Consider the following 18137-nt stretch of genomic DNA (forward strand, 5'->3'; position numbering starts at 1 on the left):
GAAATCCTGGGAATGATTGACCAAAGCCGATATTTCGAGTAAAGTACTAACCAATATAATTTTTTCTAAAGGAGTGCTGTTCAAAGATGTCAAACTGGGATACCAAGTTCGCCAAGAAGGGGCTAACTTTTGATGATGTGCTGCTGATTCCGGCCGAAAGCCACGTGCTGCCAAACGAGGTTGATCTGTCCACGCAGATTGCTAAGAACCTTAAGCTAAAGGTGCCGTTCATCTCCGCCGGGATGGACACGGTGACCGAATCTTCGATGGCGATCGCAATGGCCCTGCAAGGGGGAATGGGGGTTGTCCACAAGAACATGTCAATCCAAGCCCAGGCTGGCGAAGTTGCCAACGTTAAGAGCGTGGCCCTGAACTCGCTGATGAGCCGCGCCGCCGTTGACGACCAGAACCGCTTGCTGGTGGCCGCCGCCGTTGGGGTAACTTCTGACACCTTTGAACGCGCCGAAGCACTGTTTAAAGCCGGGGCCGATGCAATCGTCATCGACACGGCTCACGGCCACTCCGCTGGGGTGCTGCGTAAGATCGCCGAAATCCGGGAACACTTCCCGGACGCCACGCTGATTGCCGGGAACGTGGCCACGGCCGAAGGAACACGGGCCCTATTTGAGGCCGGGGTGGATGTTGTCAAGGTCGGGATCGGCCCTGGCTCGATCTGCACCACCCGGGTAGTTGCCGGGGTCGGGGTTCCACAAATCACCGCTGTGTACGATGCAGCCAGCGTGGCCCGTGAGTTCGGCAAGGCCATTATCGCCGACGGTGGGATCAAGTACTCCGGTGACATCGTTAAGGCCCTGGCGGCGGGTGGAAACGCCGTTATGCTGGGGTCAATGCTGTCGGGGACAACCGAGGCCCCGGGCGAAGTTTACGAGGTTAACGGTAAGAAGTTCAAGGCTTACCGGGGAATGGGCTCCGTGGGAGCGATGGCCCAATCCCATGGCTCCTCGGACCGTTACTTCCAAGGCGGGGTTAATGAAGCCAATAAGCTGGTTCCGGAAGGGATTGAAGCCCAGGTTGAATACAAGGGTGACGTTAGCGACGTCATCTTCCAAATGGTCGGCGGACTGCGCTCGGGGATGGGCTACGTCGGCGCCGGCGACATTCAAACCCTGATTGACCAGGCTCAGTTCGTCCAAATTACGAACGCCGGGTTACGGGAATCCCACCCGCATGACGTTCAAATCACCAAGGCTGCACCAAACTACAAATAAGCAAAACTGATTGACGAAAAGGGCTGTGACAGCATGTCACAGCCCTTTCTTTTTGTCATAATAATGATTTATATAAGGATAGCCGACATTCTATTAACCACATTCTAGTATTTAGCCTTATTAACCCGATTTCAATTCTGCTTTTTTGCTCTTTTAGGCTATAAACCGCGATTTTATTACAATCTAGACGAGCTTTTCATCACGAAATTTCATTAAAATAATGATAGAATTTTTAGGATTTTTTGTGTTGTTTTTGTAAAATTTATCTGCAATAATTGAAGCGGTTTCAGAGTTTTAAAAGGTGGGTTGCAATAATTAATCATTTTTAGAACAGATCACCAAAGAATATTTGCAGCAGTATTTTCCACCCTAGGTACATCTTTAGGAATGGTAATTCAGGTCCTGCGAAAGATAAGCGTCGGTTCTTTGACTGAAATGCGCTCGATCAACCGCTGCTTGGGGGAATCAACCGGCGGTATCCACGATTTACCCGCTGGCTAGTTCCCCCGCCCAGGCGGTGAAAAATACAGACAATCGGTTAGTTAGACAATGCACAATCGGATTTTTGAAAGGACCAGACATTATTATGGGGAAGAAGAATTATCGCTTAAAAGAGGAAAAGTATCGGGAACAGGTTACGCGTTACTCGCTTAGGAAGCTTAGCATTGGAGTGGCGTCGGTTGCCTTGTTTTCTTTTGTATTGAGTTCGCCTCAAGCCCACGCCGCAACTTCTTCGGAAAGTAATACTAGCAATGCTGCCAGTGTTCAAACCAGCGGGACTAGTGCGTCGTCTTCGGCTTCTACGGATGATGTCAGGGTCGCCGGCAATCAGGCAAGTGACGGTAACTTAATTAACAAGACGACCACAACAACCACCACGAAGGATAGCCAGGGGACCACGACCACCACGACAACGACCGGAACGTTAGATCCCAAAACCAATTTATCCACCAATGATCAAGCGGCGTCCCTTGATTCAGAAGTTAATAAGGCCAATGCTGCCGGCGTAAAGACGACCCAGACCGCCGACCAAACGTATGACAATGTTCAAGCGGCTGGTGATGACTACGCTAACCAAATTAACAATCTTAACAAGACAACCAGTGATTATAAGCAAGCCGTTCAAGCCTTCCAGGATTCACTGAAGAAATACAACGACACGGTTAATAGCTACCAGGTTGCTAAGCAAGAATATGAACAGGCGTTAGCAAAGTACAATCAGGAGCAAGCGGAATACCAGCGCTACAAAGAAAGAAATGCTCAAAACCTTGCTGACTTTAAGAACGATAGTAATTTAACCGATGTTTCCCAAACCACTACGAGCAGTAATGGAAATGAAGAAACGGTAACTAGCGCGACGGTTAAATTACCGACTGAACTGGAGAAGGCCATTAAGGAAGCCCAGCAGCTTGGCATGACCGTTAACCAGAACGATTCATCCGAGGCTGATAGTAGTGCTGATGCTTTGAGCAAGTACGCCACGATGACAGAGGCGATCAACAAGGCAATCACTGAATACCAGCAGGCACTTAGTAACTATGAAGCGCAAATGGCCGTCTATGCTGATCAGAAAAAGAAGTGGGATGAAGAGAACAAGGCCTTTAAGGAATATCAAAAACAAGCCGCGGAATCACAAGGGGCCGGGGCAGTAGTGGCCGCGCAAGGCCTGGTTTTTGAACAGCAAAAGGATGCGACGATGACGATTGAAGGGGCCGATACCTACATGACGAAGGAAGTATCGGATCAGCTTAATAGCAAAGACGTCATTAGCCGTTTTGATAAAGCATCTCTTGATGCCATGCAGGATGCCAGTGGCAATAAAACAGCTTACCAGCAGAACAATCCTCATGGAGAAGCCGAGAATACTTGGATCGTCCTTAAAAAGGGCCAGCCGGTGACCGTTACCTACCACAACCTTACCGGGGCGACGTACAATGGGAAGCCGATTGATCATGTCGTTTATAAGTATGAACTGGAGAGCTCATCCGACGGCACGGATGAAGTCATGGCTCAGATTATGCACGACCCAACCGAAACCATCTGGGTGGGAAGCAACTCCACCGACCCTAATAATCATTTACGAGTTAAGATGACAATCGCCTTCTATGGTAGCGACGGTAATAAGTTCGATACCTCAGACGGGAAGGCCGTTTTGAGCTTAGCATCCTTGAATCACTACACGACCATTCCATATATTAGCGATAGTGGGCAGCAAGAAACCATTCAGATGAACCACCTGGAAAGGGTCAACATTGGTAATAATGAATTTGTGGGCATTCCTGGTTCGTCAGTGACCCTTAATGAGAATGGCTGGGTTTACTCGGTTAATAGTAACCAAAGGGTTTCCGAAGGCGCAAAGTTTGATGCTGATGATATGTATGGATACGTAAACAAGCAGACGGGCGAAACCTTCTACACTTCTGATTCAGACATTACCAATAATAAATATATCTTAGCCCATGGCGGGGCCCAAAATTGGGTTGCGGCGTCGAAAACCGTTGGATGGGATGATGTGCCAAGCGCCAACGACGGCAAGTGGCCGGTAAACAAGTACTACGGGGCCGGGGCGATGAAGCTAACCGGGGACTATATTGAATTTGATGTCAGCGGTAATACGCCAGACTTCAACACCTCTTACTGGTTTAACATCAATTCATCGATTGCCGTTCCGCAAGATCCTGGTAACCCACCGGCAGAACCCGTTAAGCCGACTGCGAATGTTGAATACAACCAGCTCACGGTTTCAAAATCGGAAACTGTTAAATCGCCAACCGCACCGAAACCAGAATTTGACCATGAGAAGCCGGGTGAAAAACCGCAGGCTCCCGAGGTTCCAAGTGCTGAGTGGCATTTAGCCAAGGTAGTAAAGGTTGCTAAAGAGACGGTGCCGGATAAGCCAGCGGAGCCAAATAAGCCAACCGAGCCGGATAAGCCGACTGAACCAAACAAGCCTGCGGAACCAAGCAAGCCAACTGAGCCGGCCAAACCGACGGAGCTAAATAAAACACCTGAACCAACAAAACCTAGCCCTGTAAAAGCGGTACGGCAGACTTCTACCGTAACCCAACCAACCAATGAAAAACGCCTTCCTCAAACTGGGAACGAGAAAGAGACCAAGCAAGGGGTGCTGGGGACGATTCTTTTAGCCATTGTTTCGTTCTTGGGATTCACTCAGCTAGCTTCTTTCCTCAAAAAGAGATCATGAGAAGGTTAACTCCATCAAATTAACACAGCTACAAGTTAAATTTTAGGCGGTACCTGGTACTTAGACCAGGCACCGCCTTTTCTTTTTCTATGCCTATTTGATGGCGCACATAATGGATAACTAATTTAGGGTAAAAAAGTTCACAAAAAATCAATATTATCAATTGAAAAGGCAATTAGCAGAATTACTGGGTAATCTAACAATCTTAATTGACTAAGAAGATATAGATGTATATTTTATACAACAGTAGTTTGCGATGAAACGGACCTTAGTTAAAGTAAAATAAGCTCCCTTTTTATCGATATATATATTTATGACCAAAATATGACGAATTCAGGCTTGAATATAAGGTAAAGTCGTATCAAAATAAGTTAAGTATTAATTAATATCGCCTAAAAAGACACAAAAGGAAGGTCAGCATGGATTCTGAGGAATTAAATAATCGCTCTTCTCAGCACCACCATCATCACCACCACCATCACCGGCGCCGCTGGCTGAAGTGGGTGTGGATTTTAGTGGGGCTGGTTGTTGTCGTCGCACTTTTCTTTGCGGGGATGGCTTGGCGCAACGTTCGCGTGGCCACCAATAATATGTACTCCCCAAGTGGGGTGGTTAAGAGCCGCAATCTGAATAAGTTATTAGACGCTAAAAAACCAATTAACGTTCTTCTGCTCGGAACCGACACCGGGGCCTTGGGCCGCAGTTACAAGGGGCGAACCGACACCATTATGATGATGTCGATCAACCCGAAGACGCAAAAAACGACGATCGTCAGCATTCCGCGGGACATGGAAGTGACCCTGCCGGATTACAGTAGTGAGTCGCCATCTAAGCTTAATGCCGCCTACACTTACGGGGGCGTTAAGGAAACAATTAAAACCATCAAGGAATACTACAACGTTCCGATTGACGGCTACGTGCTCGTTAACATGGGCGGACTTGAAAAGGCGATCAACCAAATTGGCGGGGTGACCGTTACTTCGCCGTTAACCTTCAGTTACTGCGGTTATACCTTTGAAAAAGGGAAGACCTACACGATGAAGGGGGCCCAGGCCCTAGCCTTCTCGCGGATGCGCCATGAGGATCCAAACGGTGATTACGGCCGCCAGGAACGCCAGCGGTTGGTAATTGCCGCCCTTCTGAAGAAGGCTGCTTCCTATAAGGCAATCTTAAACCAGTCGTTTTTGAACAGCATTGCCGACGAAACACAAACGGACTTTACCTTTAATAACATGATGAACATTGCCCTACACTACCGGGGAGCCGGGAAGACCGTCACCTCCGATCATGCTCAGGGGGAATCTCAGATGATCAGCGGGGAATCGTTTGAAGTGGTTTCGGCAACCGAACGGCAACGGGTAAGCAACGAGATTCGGGCTAACCTCGGTCTCAAACAACTGACAGTTAAGACGGAGAGTAATTAATGGAAAACGAAAAGAATAATACTTCGATTGATTTGCAGCGACTATGGAAGCTGTTTTACATGCACGTGCGGATGGTTATTCTCTGGACGGTTGCCCTTGGGGTGATTGCCTGGGGGTTGGCTGAATTCGTGATTCCGGCCCAGTACACGGCAACGACCCAGTTGCTGGTTAACCAACGTACCAGCAACGATAACAACGGCCAGGCCTACACTAACCAGCAGGCTGATATCCAGGTGATTAACACCTACAAGGACATCATCACCAACCAGGTAATTTTAAAGAAAGCTTCCAAGCAGTTAGCGAACCCGCGTGGGAGCCAGCGGGCCTACAGACTGAGCGTAAGCAAGTTAAAGGACTCTTTATCGGTAACCACGCAAACCAATTCGCAGGTCTTCTCCTTAAACGCGAAGGCAGGGAACGCAACGGAGGCCAAGGTAATTGCCAACACGGTGGCGCAGGTCTTCAAGAAGCAAATCCGCTCGATGATGAACGTTAACAACGTGACCATTGTTTCTGAGGCCACAACACCAACCAGGCAGTCATTCCCGAATAAAAAACTGTTTGCGCTGGCTGGGGCTGTGCTCGGCTTCATTATCAGTTTTGCCTATGTGGTAATTCGAGACTTAACGGATACCACGGTTCAGGATAACGAATTTATGACCAATGAGCTCGGTCTGACTAACCTGGGTCAAGTTGGCGAAATTTACATGCCGGATGATTTTGAATTCAGGCCACAAGATAAACAACAAGGCGTAAGCCACCGCCGGGTCTAGAGGGGAGGCAATCACATGGGATTATTTAAACACCGTTACATGGGAACTGACGATACGATTAAAAACGGGGCCAAGCTGATTACGCTAGCCGACCCGAAGAGCGGACCCGCCGAACAGTTCCGAACGATTCGGACGAACATTCACTTTATGAGTGTTGACCGGTCGCTTAAAACCCTGGCCTTCACCTCTTCCGGCATCTCGGAAGGGAAGTCCACCGTGACCGCTAACGTCGCCATTGCCTTAGCCCAGGAGGGGAAAAGGGTATTGCTAATCGATGCCGACTTGCGCCGGTCGACGCTACACACCACCTTTAACCTCAGCAACCGACACGGCCTCACGACGATTTTAGCCAGTGATAGCAATGAAATTGACTTAGCTGATGTTGTGAAGGAGAGCGGGGTTGAGAACCTGTCCGTCCTGCCGGCCGGTCCGGTACCGCCGAACCCGTCAGAACTGTTAAGCTCCCAGCGAATGCAGTCGTTGATTAACGGGGTGCGTGAGGCTTACGACATTGTGGTTCTAGACGTGCCGCCAATGCTTCAAGTGACGGACACCCAGGTTCTGTCAACCCACCTCGACGGGGTCGTTTTAGTGGTGCGCCAAGGGGTGACCCAGAAGGCCGCCATTCGTCGAGCAGTGGAAATGCTGAAAATTTCTAAGGCGAATATTTTAGGCTACGTAATGAACGACGTTTACGATGATGATGCCGGTTATGGTTATGGCTACGGCTATGGTTATGACTACGAGGAAGAATCGTAAAATAAAGTAGGAAGGGGGAAAACTTAATGGGGCTGATTGACTTGCACTGCCACCTCTTACCAGGCCTTGATGATGGGTCACCGAATATGGAAACCTCTTTGAGGCTAGCACAAGAAGCGGTGGCCGATGGGGTGAGTCACTGTTTAGTGACCCCGCACCACTTGAACGGCCATTACGTTAACCACAAGCAGAACGTAATTGCAGCAACGAATGCCTTTCAAGCAGCCCTTGAAGAGGCAAAAATTCCCCTCACCGTTTTTCCAGGTCAGGAAGTCCGGGTTAGCGACCGAGTTTTACCCGCTTATGATAACGATGATCTTTTGTACGTTGATGAGGGCGGGAAGTACCTTCTATTGGAAATGCCTAGCGGCGGGATTCCCGCCTTTGCCAAGCAGCTAGTTTTTGAGCTGACCCAGCGGGGGATTACCCCGATTATCGTTCATCCAGAGCGGAATGCGGAGATTTTGGACAATCCAGAACGGTTGGCTCCCTTCTTAGAACAAGGGTGCCTAACCCAGCTAACGGCTGCCTCCTACATGGGGACCTTTGGTAAGAAGATTGAAAACTTGACGACTCGTCTAATTGAGGCGGGGCAGGGAACGATCTTTGCGTCTGACGCCCACGCTTTAGCTCGGCGCGACTACGAGCTAAACGAAGGGTTAACAAAGATGGCGCGGGACTTTAGCCCCCGCCTAGCAGAATATTACCGTCGCAATGCCCGACGGTTAATCAACGGTGAACCGGTCCAAATGAACTGGCAACCGTTAAAGAGAAAACGTAGGTTTTGGTTATTTTAAAAGGGTAGAGGAAGTATGGAAATGAAAGAAGAAACAGGACCGTTAGTCAATCAACGGCCAAATTCACGGGTAATATACCGTTTTTTTAAGCGATTAGCTGACATTATTTTGAGTGGGACTGGATTAATTTTGTTAAGCTGGTTATTTCTTATTCTGGCTCTATTAATTAAATTAAATGATGGAGGAACTGTCTTTTACTCGCAAATCCGAATTGGAAAAGGGAGAAAGCCATTTCGGATGTGGAAGTTTCGTTCAATGGTAACTAATGCCAAAGAGTTGAAAGAAGAGTTGATGGCTCAAAATGAAATTGAAGGCGCCATGTTTAAAATGCAAAATGATCCGCGAGTTACTAAAGTTGGGAAAGTCATTCGGAAGTACAGTTTAGATGAACTACCACAACTCTGGAACGTATTAATTGGGGATATGAGTCTGGTTGGTCCACGGCCGCCACTGCCAAAGGAAGTTGAGCAATATACTGACCATGATTTATTACGTTTAATGGCTAAGCCTGGTTGCACTGGCTTATGGCAAGTAACGTCACGGAGTAGTGCTAGTTTTAGCGAAATGGTGAATCTTGATTTAATGTACTTAGAAAAGCGGAGTCTACATTATGACTTCATTTTAATTTTAAGAACGATTAAGATTATGATTGTACCGAATAAAACGGCATAGGGGAAATAAAATGAAAATATGTTTAGTAGGGTCAAGTGGGGGGCACCTAACCCACCTGTATATGTTAAAGCCTTTTTGGCAAAACAAGGATCGCTTCTGGGTTACTTTTGATAAAGAGGATGCACGTAGTAAATTAAAAGGGGAGAGAGTGTATCCTTGTTACTATCCAACTAATCGAAATTTAAAAAACTTAATTAGGAATACAATTTTAGCTATTAAGTTTTTGAAAAAAGAAAAGCCAGATGTGATCATTTCGAGTGGAGCCGCGGTTGCCGTTCCATTTTTTTACATAGGTAAATTAATGGGAGCTAAGGTTATCTATATTGAAGTATTTGATCGCTACAATAAGCCGACGATAACAGGAAAGTTGGTTTATCCGATTGCAGATCGTTTTATTGTTGAGTGGGAAGAAATGAAAAAGATCTATCCTAAGGCAATTAATTTAGGGAGTATTTTTTAAATGATCTTTGTAACCGTTGGAACGCATGAACAACCATTTAATCGATTAGTAAAAACGATAGATAATTTAGTGGGAAATGGTGTAATTAAGGAGGATGTGATAGTTCAATATGGTTTTAGTACTTATAAGTTACAGTATTGTAAGGGCTATCCGATGATGGACTATAATGAGATGCAAAATTCTTTTAAGGAGGCTCGAATTGTAATTACGCACGGGGGACCTTCTAGTTTTATAGAGGCTTTGCAGTATGGGAAGGTACCAATTGTCGTACCTAGAAGACTTAAATATAGTGAACATGTTAATGATCATCAGGTGGATTTTGTTAAATTGATTGCCAAAAAAATGAATAATATCATCCCAGTGTATGATATTGAAAATTTGGGACAGACAATTAGGGAGTATGACAAACTTATTAAGGGAATGAATACTAGCGAGAAAAGTAATAATCTTAAATTTAATAATGATTTAGAAAAGATAGTTAATGAAATGATCTAAATGATTGTTTGGTATGGTAATAATACATATATTTTTTATTACGACCCATGGTAATCGGGAAAACCAGCAAATCGTTAATATCAACACTTATAAGGTACCGTTAAAGAGAATTTATTAGGGTAATCTTCTTTAATTTAATATAGGAGTATAAAATATAATGACTAAAAAAAGTACCATTGTGTCAGTGGTCATTCCTGTTTACAATGCCGATAAATCATTGTTAAAAGCGGTCGAAAGTGTACTAACTCAGACATATGAAAGCATTGAATTAGTAATTATTGATGATGGATCAACAAGACAAAGTACTCAACAATTATTAATATCAATTGATAATTACAATGATTCTAGAGTTAAGATTATTCATCAACTAAACGCTGGTGTTTCAGAAGCTAGGAACCATGGTATTAAAGAATCAACAGGTAAGTATTTAACATTTTTAGATTCTGATGATTGGTTAGATAGTAATTTTATTGAAGATACCGTAGTGATGATGGAAGATTATCATCTAGATCTTGTATGTGGTGCTGTTAAAGAACATAATTCCACTCGAGTTGAGAAATTAGGTCTTGTTACTGAGAGTAGGGTTGCTCAGACAGAAAAAGAGGTGGGGAAACTATATGATAGTTTATATCTTTGGTCGTCTTGGGCGAAACTGTATCGGAAAGATATTTTAACTAATAATGATCTTAGATTTCCTAAAGGGATGCAACTCGGGGAAGATTTTTATTTCGTACATCAATTCTTGATGTACAGTGAGCGAATTGGTTACGTTACAACGTCAATCTATCATTTTGAAAATATTAATGATGAATCATTATCCAAAAGTTATGTATCTGGCTTGGAAGATTCGTTAGAGCAACAATATAGATTTTGGAAAAAATTTACGGCAACCAAACCAGTAATTACAAAAGCCTATTATAAAAATCGAATGAGTTATGGGTCCTATTTAACAGCACTGTACGTTGGCAATTTTTATAAAAAAGGTTGTCAAGTAGGATATCGTGAGAAAAGGACAATGGTAAGTCAGTTTATTAATAAGCATAGAAACTGGTTACAGATTGCAGATAAAGAACAACTTCCAAAGACAAAAAAGGATAAGATAATTACAACTGTGATGGGAACAAGAATACCTGATTTTATCCTTATCCTATTTGCAACCAAGGAGTTTCTAAGAAGGGTTAAGTTCTTAGTGGGGAGTAGTAAAAAAAGAAGTACGATGAGGTAAACATATGGAAGACGGAATCGATTTTGTTGTTTTATGGGTAGATAATAATGACCCTAAGTGGCGTCAGGAAAAAGCCAAGTATGATCAATTAGGAAGAAGTACCGAAGATAATGACGATTCACGTTTCCGTGACTGGGAGAATATGCGTTATTGGTTTCGAGCGGTTGATAAGTTTGCTCCATGGGTTCGTAAAATCCACTTTGTTACCTATGGGCATTTACCTAATTTTTTAGATTTATCAAATCCCAAAATTAATGTTGTTCGGCACGATGAGATTATGCCTGAAAAAGATTTGCCGACCTTTAATTCAACTGCAATTGAAGTTAATATCAATAAGATTAAAGGTTTGGCAGAGAAATTTGTTTATTTTAATGATGATATGTTTCTACTACGTCCTGTTAATAAAGCGACTTTTTTTAAAGGGGGACTACCTTGTGGACAGGGTTTGGAAGAAGCAATTATCCCGACGGGAGATGGAGCGGCTTACCCACACCACTTACTTAACTGTGTTGATATCATAAATCGTTATTTTAATAAAAAAGAGCAGCATCGAAAATTTCGTAGTAAATATTTCAATACTGTTTACGGAATTCAAAACCTAAGAAATATAACCCTATCAATTTGGAAGAACTATACGGGTTTTCATGATACCCACGTTGCAAGGCCTTTCCTAAAATCAATTTGGGATGAAGTATGGGAAAAAGAAGGACAGGCACTTAGTGAGTCAGCAGGCCACCGCTTTAGGACTAAAGATGACCTTTGCCAAAGCCTTTTCTACTATTGGCAAATCGCTACGGGAAACTTTTATCCAAGTAAACCAATTGGACAGATTTTTACCATTGGAGAGACAGATATATCCGTGATCGTTGAAACAATTGAGAAACAAAAGATGGACGTTGTTTGCCTTAATGACAGTAGTAGCATTAAAAATTTTGAGTTGCTAAAAGGGCAAATTAACAATGCTTTTCAGAAAATTCTTCCAGAAAAATCAGCATTTGAAAAATAAAATGGGCAGTTGTGTTTCAAAACATCGGAAGGGACTATAAGGGAATGGATCATCCTAAGGTATCAGTAATTATACCTGTGTATAATTCATCAAATACTTTAAATGAATTACTATTAGACTTGAAAAGTCAAACGTTTCAATCTGCTGAATTTATATTAATCAATGATGGATCTAGTGATGACAGTGGCGATAGGATCACTAACTTTATAGAGCAAACAACTGATAGTCGCTTTAGATATATTAATCAAAGAAATCAGGGTGTTTCAGTTACGCGTAATACCGGAATTGAAATGGCCCGTGGCGACTATCTTATGTTTGCTGATGCGGATGACCGATTAGACCGTCAATTTATTGAAGGCTATTACACGCAAATAGTTCAAAATAAAACAGATATCGAAATTTTTCCCTTAGTTAAGATTGATAACCCTAAAACACAACATCCAATTGATAAGGTTGATTATATGATACTTGCCGACAAGTATTTGACACCTGGTGATTACTTTAACGAACTGGCTAACGGGGTAATTTATGGATATGTCGTTTCGTATATTAGTAAAAGAAGCCTTTGGAATGACGTCAGATTTGATCCATCGGTTACGTATCGAGAAGATGAGTTAGTCTATTGTCAAATAGTAGCAACCAATAAAAATATAAAAATTCACGTTAATGATAGGGCATATTACTCATATTACATCCATGGTGATAATGCAGTTAGAAGAATGAGTTCATTGGAGCTCGATAATACGATAGAAGTATCTAAAAAAATTATAGAATTAGCAGGTGGTCTAAAAGACGAGCAGGTTACAGCTAAAGGGATGAACCAACTAATAAGTAATTTTTGTTGGGCAGCTCTTGTTGCCGGTGTAGTAAAAAATAACTTAGATTTATACCGCCAAGCTAAAAGAGCCTGCCTAAAATATTTCCCTAATACTAATTTTTATTCAAATCATGGGAAGCGACGACTACAGTATTGGTTGCTAAAACTAAATTTTGACAGGATTGTTAAAATAATAATTAATCGAAAGCGAAGATAGTGGAGAAAATAAGTGGGTAATTCAAAAATAACAGTACTGGTACCGGTATATAATGTTGAGAAATATATTACTAAATGTTTAGATTCATTAATGGCTCAGTCATTTAAGGATTTTGAAGTTTGGGCGGTAAGTGATGGCTCCCCAGATAACTCGGCTAAGATTATCAATGAATATAGTAAAAAGGATCCACGAATAAAGTTAATAGAAAAAGAGAATGGTGGCTACGGATCGGTTTTGCAATATGGTGTTGATAACGTAAGGAGCAAGTATCTTTTGGTCTGCGATCCGGATGATTGGTTGGCTGAAGATGCTCTCAGTGATTTATATACATTTGCAGAGGATAATCGGTTAGATATCGCAGTTGCGGACCGCTTTAATGTATATAGTAGTGACCCAACGGATATTGATTATGTATACACATTTAAGGGAAATCCAAAAATTAAGCCTAAAGTGGTTTATGATCAATCAAATGGGATACAGAGCTTCTCAAATGGCTTATCCTCACCACATGCTAAACTATTTAGAAGTACAATCCTAAAGGGGATAACTTTCCCACTGCATGTTAATTTTACAGATTTTGTATTATACATAATAAGTCTGGCAAATTCTAATAGGGTTGCTTATCTAAATGAAGCATTAGCGTATTATTTAACAGATCGCCCTGGAAACACTAGAACTGATGTCGATCCAAAGGTAATCGGTGATTATTTAGTGGGGTGGAACTCTATTTTAGAGCAATTGGAAGTGAAAGGTGTTACTAAGAATAGGCTTTTACTTTCAAAATTGTTGAGACAGATAAAGTTTATTTTATCTCAATATGCTAAAGTTTCCCAAAATCGTTTTAAAGACGACTATTGGACGAATTTATTATTGGCAATTAAAAAATTACAATCATACAATTTGAAATTACCGGATTTAGATGATCAAACAGTCAAAGGTAAAATAATTGATATGGGATTAATGAATAGTAAATTTTATACTGTATTTGCGAAAATCAAAGTAATTCAGAACAGTTGAAGTACCCCAAAAATAATAAACTAGGAAGAACAGTATGCCTAAAAAAATAACTGGTACAGGAATACTACAAGTTGCGATTTTTATTTATGTTCTATTTGTAGAAGCTCACTTACTAACATCCTTTAATTCGTATTTAGGAAAATATAGGCTAATAATTTTAATTAGTGTTATTGGATTAGTAGTATTTAAAGAAATTTATAAATATACTAGAGCTGTTAAGGTATATATTTCAGATGTGGTTAAGTTTATTTTAGCAGTAGTCTTAGTATTTATATCGTATTTTGCTTTTAAATATACGTATGGTGTATTAGGTATGGTATCCGTGTTGTTAATGTTATCGGCACGGGATACAGACCTTAAAAGTGTCATCAAGCCCTTCCTTTATGCTTCTGGGATTATTATTATTTTTATGATCATCTTTTCGAAGTTACACATTATTTCTTCGTATACTTTGTGGGATACTGGGAGGGTAAGGAATAGTATGGGTTTTTTGTATCCGGCTTACCCAGCCCACATACTATTCTTTTGGGTTAGTGGTTACCTGTATGTTAGAGGAAAGAAGGTAACCTCACTTGAATTTATCGGCCTTTTCCTAACAAATCTATATATCTATTTGCAAGCATATACTAAAAACCCCTTTACCCTAACCCTAGTAGTTATTTTGATAGATATAATTATCGTATCTAAAAAAAGGACTAACTTTCAATTAAGTAAATTGTATAAGGCTATAACCAATTCATTATTTTTAGTTCTACCAACCTTTACGGTTTGGTTTGTTAACTATGCACCGATGAATATATTAGTGTATGTCAATAATTTAGTAAATGGACGAGTACTTTATGCTAGAGAGGGCATGTTAAGGTATGGGGTACATTTATTAGGACAAAATATACATTTTATTACTCGCGGAAGTATGAATCTATTTAATACCTATGATTATGTTGATAGTGGGTATGTTCAAAGTCTTCTTCAAAGTGGGGTATTATATACAGTAATAATTTTGGCTCTTTATACATTTTTGATGGTTAAAGTTAATCGCCAAGGAGACCTGTTATTATCCCTCATTTTAGTATTAATTGCTGTATACAACATGTTTGATCCGAATTTCATGTTTCTATGGTTTAATCCCTTTCTTCTTGGGTGTGGAGTTGCCTTTAGCGAGAAAGCATATGTTCTAAATTTAAAAAGTAACATTGTAAATGTTACTCCTGAAAAATAGTATGAAAGTAATTAAAAATTATCTTTATAATGCTAGCTATCAATTGTTAGCGTTAATTTTACCAATTATTACGGCACCATATGTATCGCGGACGCTTGGGCCTAGAGGAGTTGGGCAGTACTCATATACCTATTCCATCATTACTTGGTTTACGCTAATTACCAGTATTGGGATTGCATATTATGGAGATCGACAAGTTGCATACGTTCGTAAGGATCATCAAAGACTTTCGCGAACATTTTGGGAACTTCAAATTATTAAAATTTGTATGACGATCATATCCTTGATGCTTTTTATGGTACTCCTTAGGTTCTATCATCACTATACATTTTTACTATGGCTACAGGTAATTAATATTATTGCATCAACAGTTGATATATCTTGGCTGTATATGGGCTTAGAGAATTTTAAGGTAACCGTAACCAGAAATACAATTGTCAAAGCTATTTCTGTAATTCTTATTTTTACTTTCGTTCATACTTACCAAGACACTTGGAAGTACGTAATAATTCTTGGAATGTCACTGTTAATTGGTAATTTGACCCTGTGGCCGTCACTACGAAAAATTCTAGTTCCCGTTAAATTCCATGAATTACGTCCATTCAGCCACCTAAAAGAGTCACTAATTCTCTTCTTACCATCAGTTGCAACAAAGGTGTATTTGACACTTAACAAGACAGTTCTAGGGGTACTTTCTGGGGCAACGGCGGCTGGATTCTACAATAACTCGGACGCTCTAATTCAAATGGTGATTGCGATTGTTACGGCCACGGGAACAGTTATTTTACCTCACGTAGCTAATGAGTATGCTAATGGGAATGTTGAGGCAGTTCGTAAGACACTGTACAAGTCATTTGATTTTGTCTCTTTTATTTCAATTCCGATGGCCTTCGGAGTTGCGGGCATTGCATTAAAGTTATCTAAGTTCTTTTATGGCCGCGGTTTTGCCCCAGTTGGTCCAGTTATGATGATTGAATCGATTATCATTGTGTTAGTTGCATGGAGTAACGCAATTGGAATTCAGTATCTACTACCGATGAAGCGGACAAATGAGTACACAAAAACATTAGTAACAAGTGCCATCGTAAGTGTGCTACTTAGTTTTCCGTTAATCTATCTATTTGGATTACATGGCGCAATCATGACAACAGTAATTGCCGAAGCAGTAGTTGCTTTTTACCAACTAGTAATTGTTCACCGAGAACTTGATATGAAGCGACTATTTAAGGATATTCCAAAATTCTTAATAGCTGGTTTAGCAATGTTTGTTGTTGTATTTTGGTTTAACATCACGATTTATTTCAACATCTTTACAATGCTTTTTGAAGTTCTTGTGGGAGTTGCACTTTACGCTCTTTTAATTTTACTATTACGACCAGCAATCGTAGATGATGCTTTGCTGATTGTGAGGAAAAAACTTCTTAAAAAAAGAGGTAAGGGGTAATGTTTAAAGGAGTGTTTGTCTAAATGGAAAGAAAAATCAGGGTCGGTTATGTATCACCGGTTGATCCATTTAAGGATCGAAAGGCCTGGTCTGGAACCTATTATAGTACACGGGAAGCCCTATCAAATATGGGGTATGATATTAGGTGGGTAAGTTACCGTTCTAATAATTTGTTTACTAAGCTTTTTAGACGGGTATACCAGTTGATATTTGGAAGTGATGGCTCATTTACCCATTCACGGTTATCTAGTTGGTCAAAGGTTCGAACGTTAGCTAAACTTGATGACTGCGATGTTATCTTTATACCAGGACAAGTAGATATCGTTGCAGGAATTAAAACAGCTGTTCCCGTAGTTTATTATACGGATGGGACGGTCCCGTTAATGATCGATTATTACTGGTTTAACTTTACAAAACGATCAACTAGAGAAGCTAAACTTGTGGAAAAGCGTGCATTAAATAAAGCAACGGTAAATATTTTTGCTTCTGATTGGGCAAGGAATTCTGCCGTGAATGATTATGGTATTTCAAATAATAAATGCAAAGTTCTACCATTTGGGGCTAACTTAACAATTAGTGATTTAGTTAACGTTAAAAGTAAGTCTACTAAATCCAGATATGATCAATTTAATCTATTTTTTTCTGGGGTTGATTGGGTCCGAAAGGGAGGCCAAATCGCTGTAGATGCAGCACAAAAGATGATTAATGACGGTTATAAGGTTAAATTAACAATTGTTGGGATAAAAAATTTAGATACTAAGATATCTAGGTTGGATTTTGTTGATAACTTAGGTTTTTTTGATAAAAGAGATAAGAGCCAGTATCAGAAATACCTAGATGCATGGCAAAATGCAGATATTTTAATTTTGCCAACACGAGCTGAATGTGCCGGGATTGTATTTAATGAAGCATCAGCATTTGGGGTGCCTATAATAACGACAGATACTGGGGGAATCCCTAATTACGTTATGAATGGTCTTAATGGTGAACGATTACCATTAAAAGCTAACGGTCAAGCTTATGCATCGGTAATTGAAGAATGGATTAATGATGATCGCTTACCGACTTTATCGAAGGGTGCACGAAAAGTATACGATGAGAGTAATAGCTGGCTTGCATGGGGACGAAATGTTGATAAAATAATTAATGAGTTAGTTTGTAAATAGAGTTTTAGATTTGTATCAAAGTTACCATGCCATCTAAGTAGCAATTACTTCTTATCGAAAACTGGCAGTAACCTAGTGCACCATTTTTTGGATAGTATCCTCCGTAATCCCCTACTTTCTAGTTAGAATATCAGTAATGCTAAGTAGGTTTTACAAGCAAAAGTAACAAGTTCTAAAATGAAAATTGCAATGATTTAACTAATAACACCCTT

Annotated in this window: 16 protein-coding genes; all 16 read left to right on the forward strand. The window is 41.0% G+C overall.

Features of this window, described 5'->3' with window-relative positions; all coding sequences use genetic code 11:
- Positions 1–86: 86 nt before the first annotated feature.
- Positions 87–1229, forward strand: coding sequence for an IMP dehydrogenase (gene guaB / locus AOQ57_RS02905; RefSeq protein ID WP_093625049.1), 1143 nt, complete (start codon positions 87–89; stop codon positions 1227–1229).
- A 586-nt stretch (positions 1230–1815) separates the two neighbouring features.
- Complete coding sequence (locus AOQ57_RS02910) at positions 1816–4434, forward strand: GbpC/Spa domain-containing protein (protein WP_093625051.1); 2619 nt, start codon at positions 1816–1818, stop codon at positions 4432–4434.
- A 419-nt stretch (positions 4435–4853) separates the two neighbouring features.
- Positions 4854–5858, forward strand: coding sequence for an LCP family protein (locus tag AOQ57_RS02915; RefSeq protein WP_093625053.1), 1005 nt, complete (start codon positions 4854–4856; stop codon positions 5856–5858).
- The gene (locus AOQ57_RS02920) at positions 5858–6631 is read left to right on the forward strand and encodes a YveK family protein (protein WP_093625055.1); all 774 of its coding nucleotides are present in this window, start codon (positions 5858–5860) and stop codon (positions 6629–6631) included. Before AOQ57_RS02915 ends, AOQ57_RS02920 begins: the two co-directional genes overlap by 1 nt.
- A gap of 15 nt (positions 6632–6646) precedes the next feature.
- A complete protein-coding gene (locus tag AOQ57_RS02925) occupies positions 6647–7390 on the forward strand; it encodes a CpsD/CapB family tyrosine-protein kinase (RefSeq protein WP_093625057.1) in 744 nt (247 codons plus the stop codon).
- A gap of 26 nt (positions 7391–7416) precedes the next feature.
- Positions 7417–8187, forward strand: a complete 771-nt coding sequence (locus tag AOQ57_RS02930; RefSeq protein ID WP_093625059.1) for a tyrosine-protein phosphatase — start codon at positions 7417–7419, stop codon at positions 8185–8187.
- A gap of 15 nt (positions 8188–8202) precedes the next feature.
- Complete coding sequence (locus AOQ57_RS02935; RefSeq protein WP_093625061.1) at positions 8203–8859, forward strand: sugar transferase; 657 nt, start codon at positions 8203–8205, stop codon at positions 8857–8859.
- Between the two features lie 10 nt (positions 8860–8869).
- Positions 8870–9319, forward strand: a complete 450-nt coding sequence (pssD, locus tag AOQ57_RS02940; RefSeq protein ID WP_093625063.1) for a PssD/Cps14F family polysaccharide biosynthesis glycosyltransferase — start codon at positions 8870–8872, stop codon at positions 9317–9319.
- Complete coding sequence (locus AOQ57_RS02945; RefSeq protein ID WP_093625065.1) at positions 9320–9814, forward strand: glycosyltransferase; 495 nt, start codon at positions 9320–9322, stop codon at positions 9812–9814. It begins immediately after the preceding gene.
- A 157-nt stretch (positions 9815–9971) separates the two neighbouring features.
- Entirely contained in the window at positions 9972–11039 is a 1068-nt protein-coding gene (locus tag AOQ57_RS02950) for a glycosyltransferase family 2 protein (protein ID WP_093625067.1), read from the forward strand.
- A gap of 4 nt (positions 11040–11043) precedes the next feature.
- On the forward strand, positions 11044–12045 hold the full coding sequence (locus AOQ57_RS02955) for a stealth family protein (RefSeq protein ID WP_093625069.1): 1002 nt from the start codon (positions 11044–11046) through the stop codon (positions 12043–12045).
- Between the two features lie 44 nt (positions 12046–12089).
- The gene (locus AOQ57_RS02960; RefSeq protein ID WP_093625071.1) at positions 12090–13079 is read left to right on the forward strand and encodes a glycosyltransferase family 2 protein; all 990 of its coding nucleotides are present in this window, start codon (positions 12090–12092) and stop codon (positions 13077–13079) included.
- Positions 13080–13091: 12 nt separating this feature from the next.
- The gene (locus tag AOQ57_RS02965) at positions 13092–14096 is read left to right on the forward strand and encodes a glycosyltransferase family 2 protein (RefSeq protein WP_093625073.1); all 1005 of its coding nucleotides are present in this window, start codon (positions 13092–13094) and stop codon (positions 14094–14096) included.
- Positions 14097–14130: 34 nt separating this feature from the next.
- Complete coding sequence (locus AOQ57_RS02970) at positions 14131–15315, forward strand: hypothetical protein (protein ID WP_093625075.1); 1185 nt, start codon at positions 14131–14133, stop codon at positions 15313–15315.
- A gap of 1 nt (position 15316) precedes the next feature.
- Positions 15317–16759, forward strand: coding sequence for an oligosaccharide flippase family protein (locus AOQ57_RS02975; protein ID WP_093625077.1), 1443 nt, complete (start codon positions 15317–15319; stop codon positions 16757–16759).
- Positions 16760–16782: 23 nt separating this feature from the next.
- Positions 16783–17925 (forward strand): glycosyltransferase family 4 protein, encoded by a 1143-nt coding sequence (locus tag AOQ57_RS02980; RefSeq protein WP_235788996.1) that lies wholly within the window; start codon positions 16783–16785, stop codon positions 17923–17925.
- The last annotated feature ends 212 nt before the right edge of the window (positions 17926–18137 follow it).

It is taken from the genome of Limosilactobacillus gorillae (assembly GCF_001293735.1).
GTDB lineage: Bacteria > Bacillota > Bacilli > Lactobacillales > Lactobacillaceae > Limosilactobacillus > Limosilactobacillus gorillae.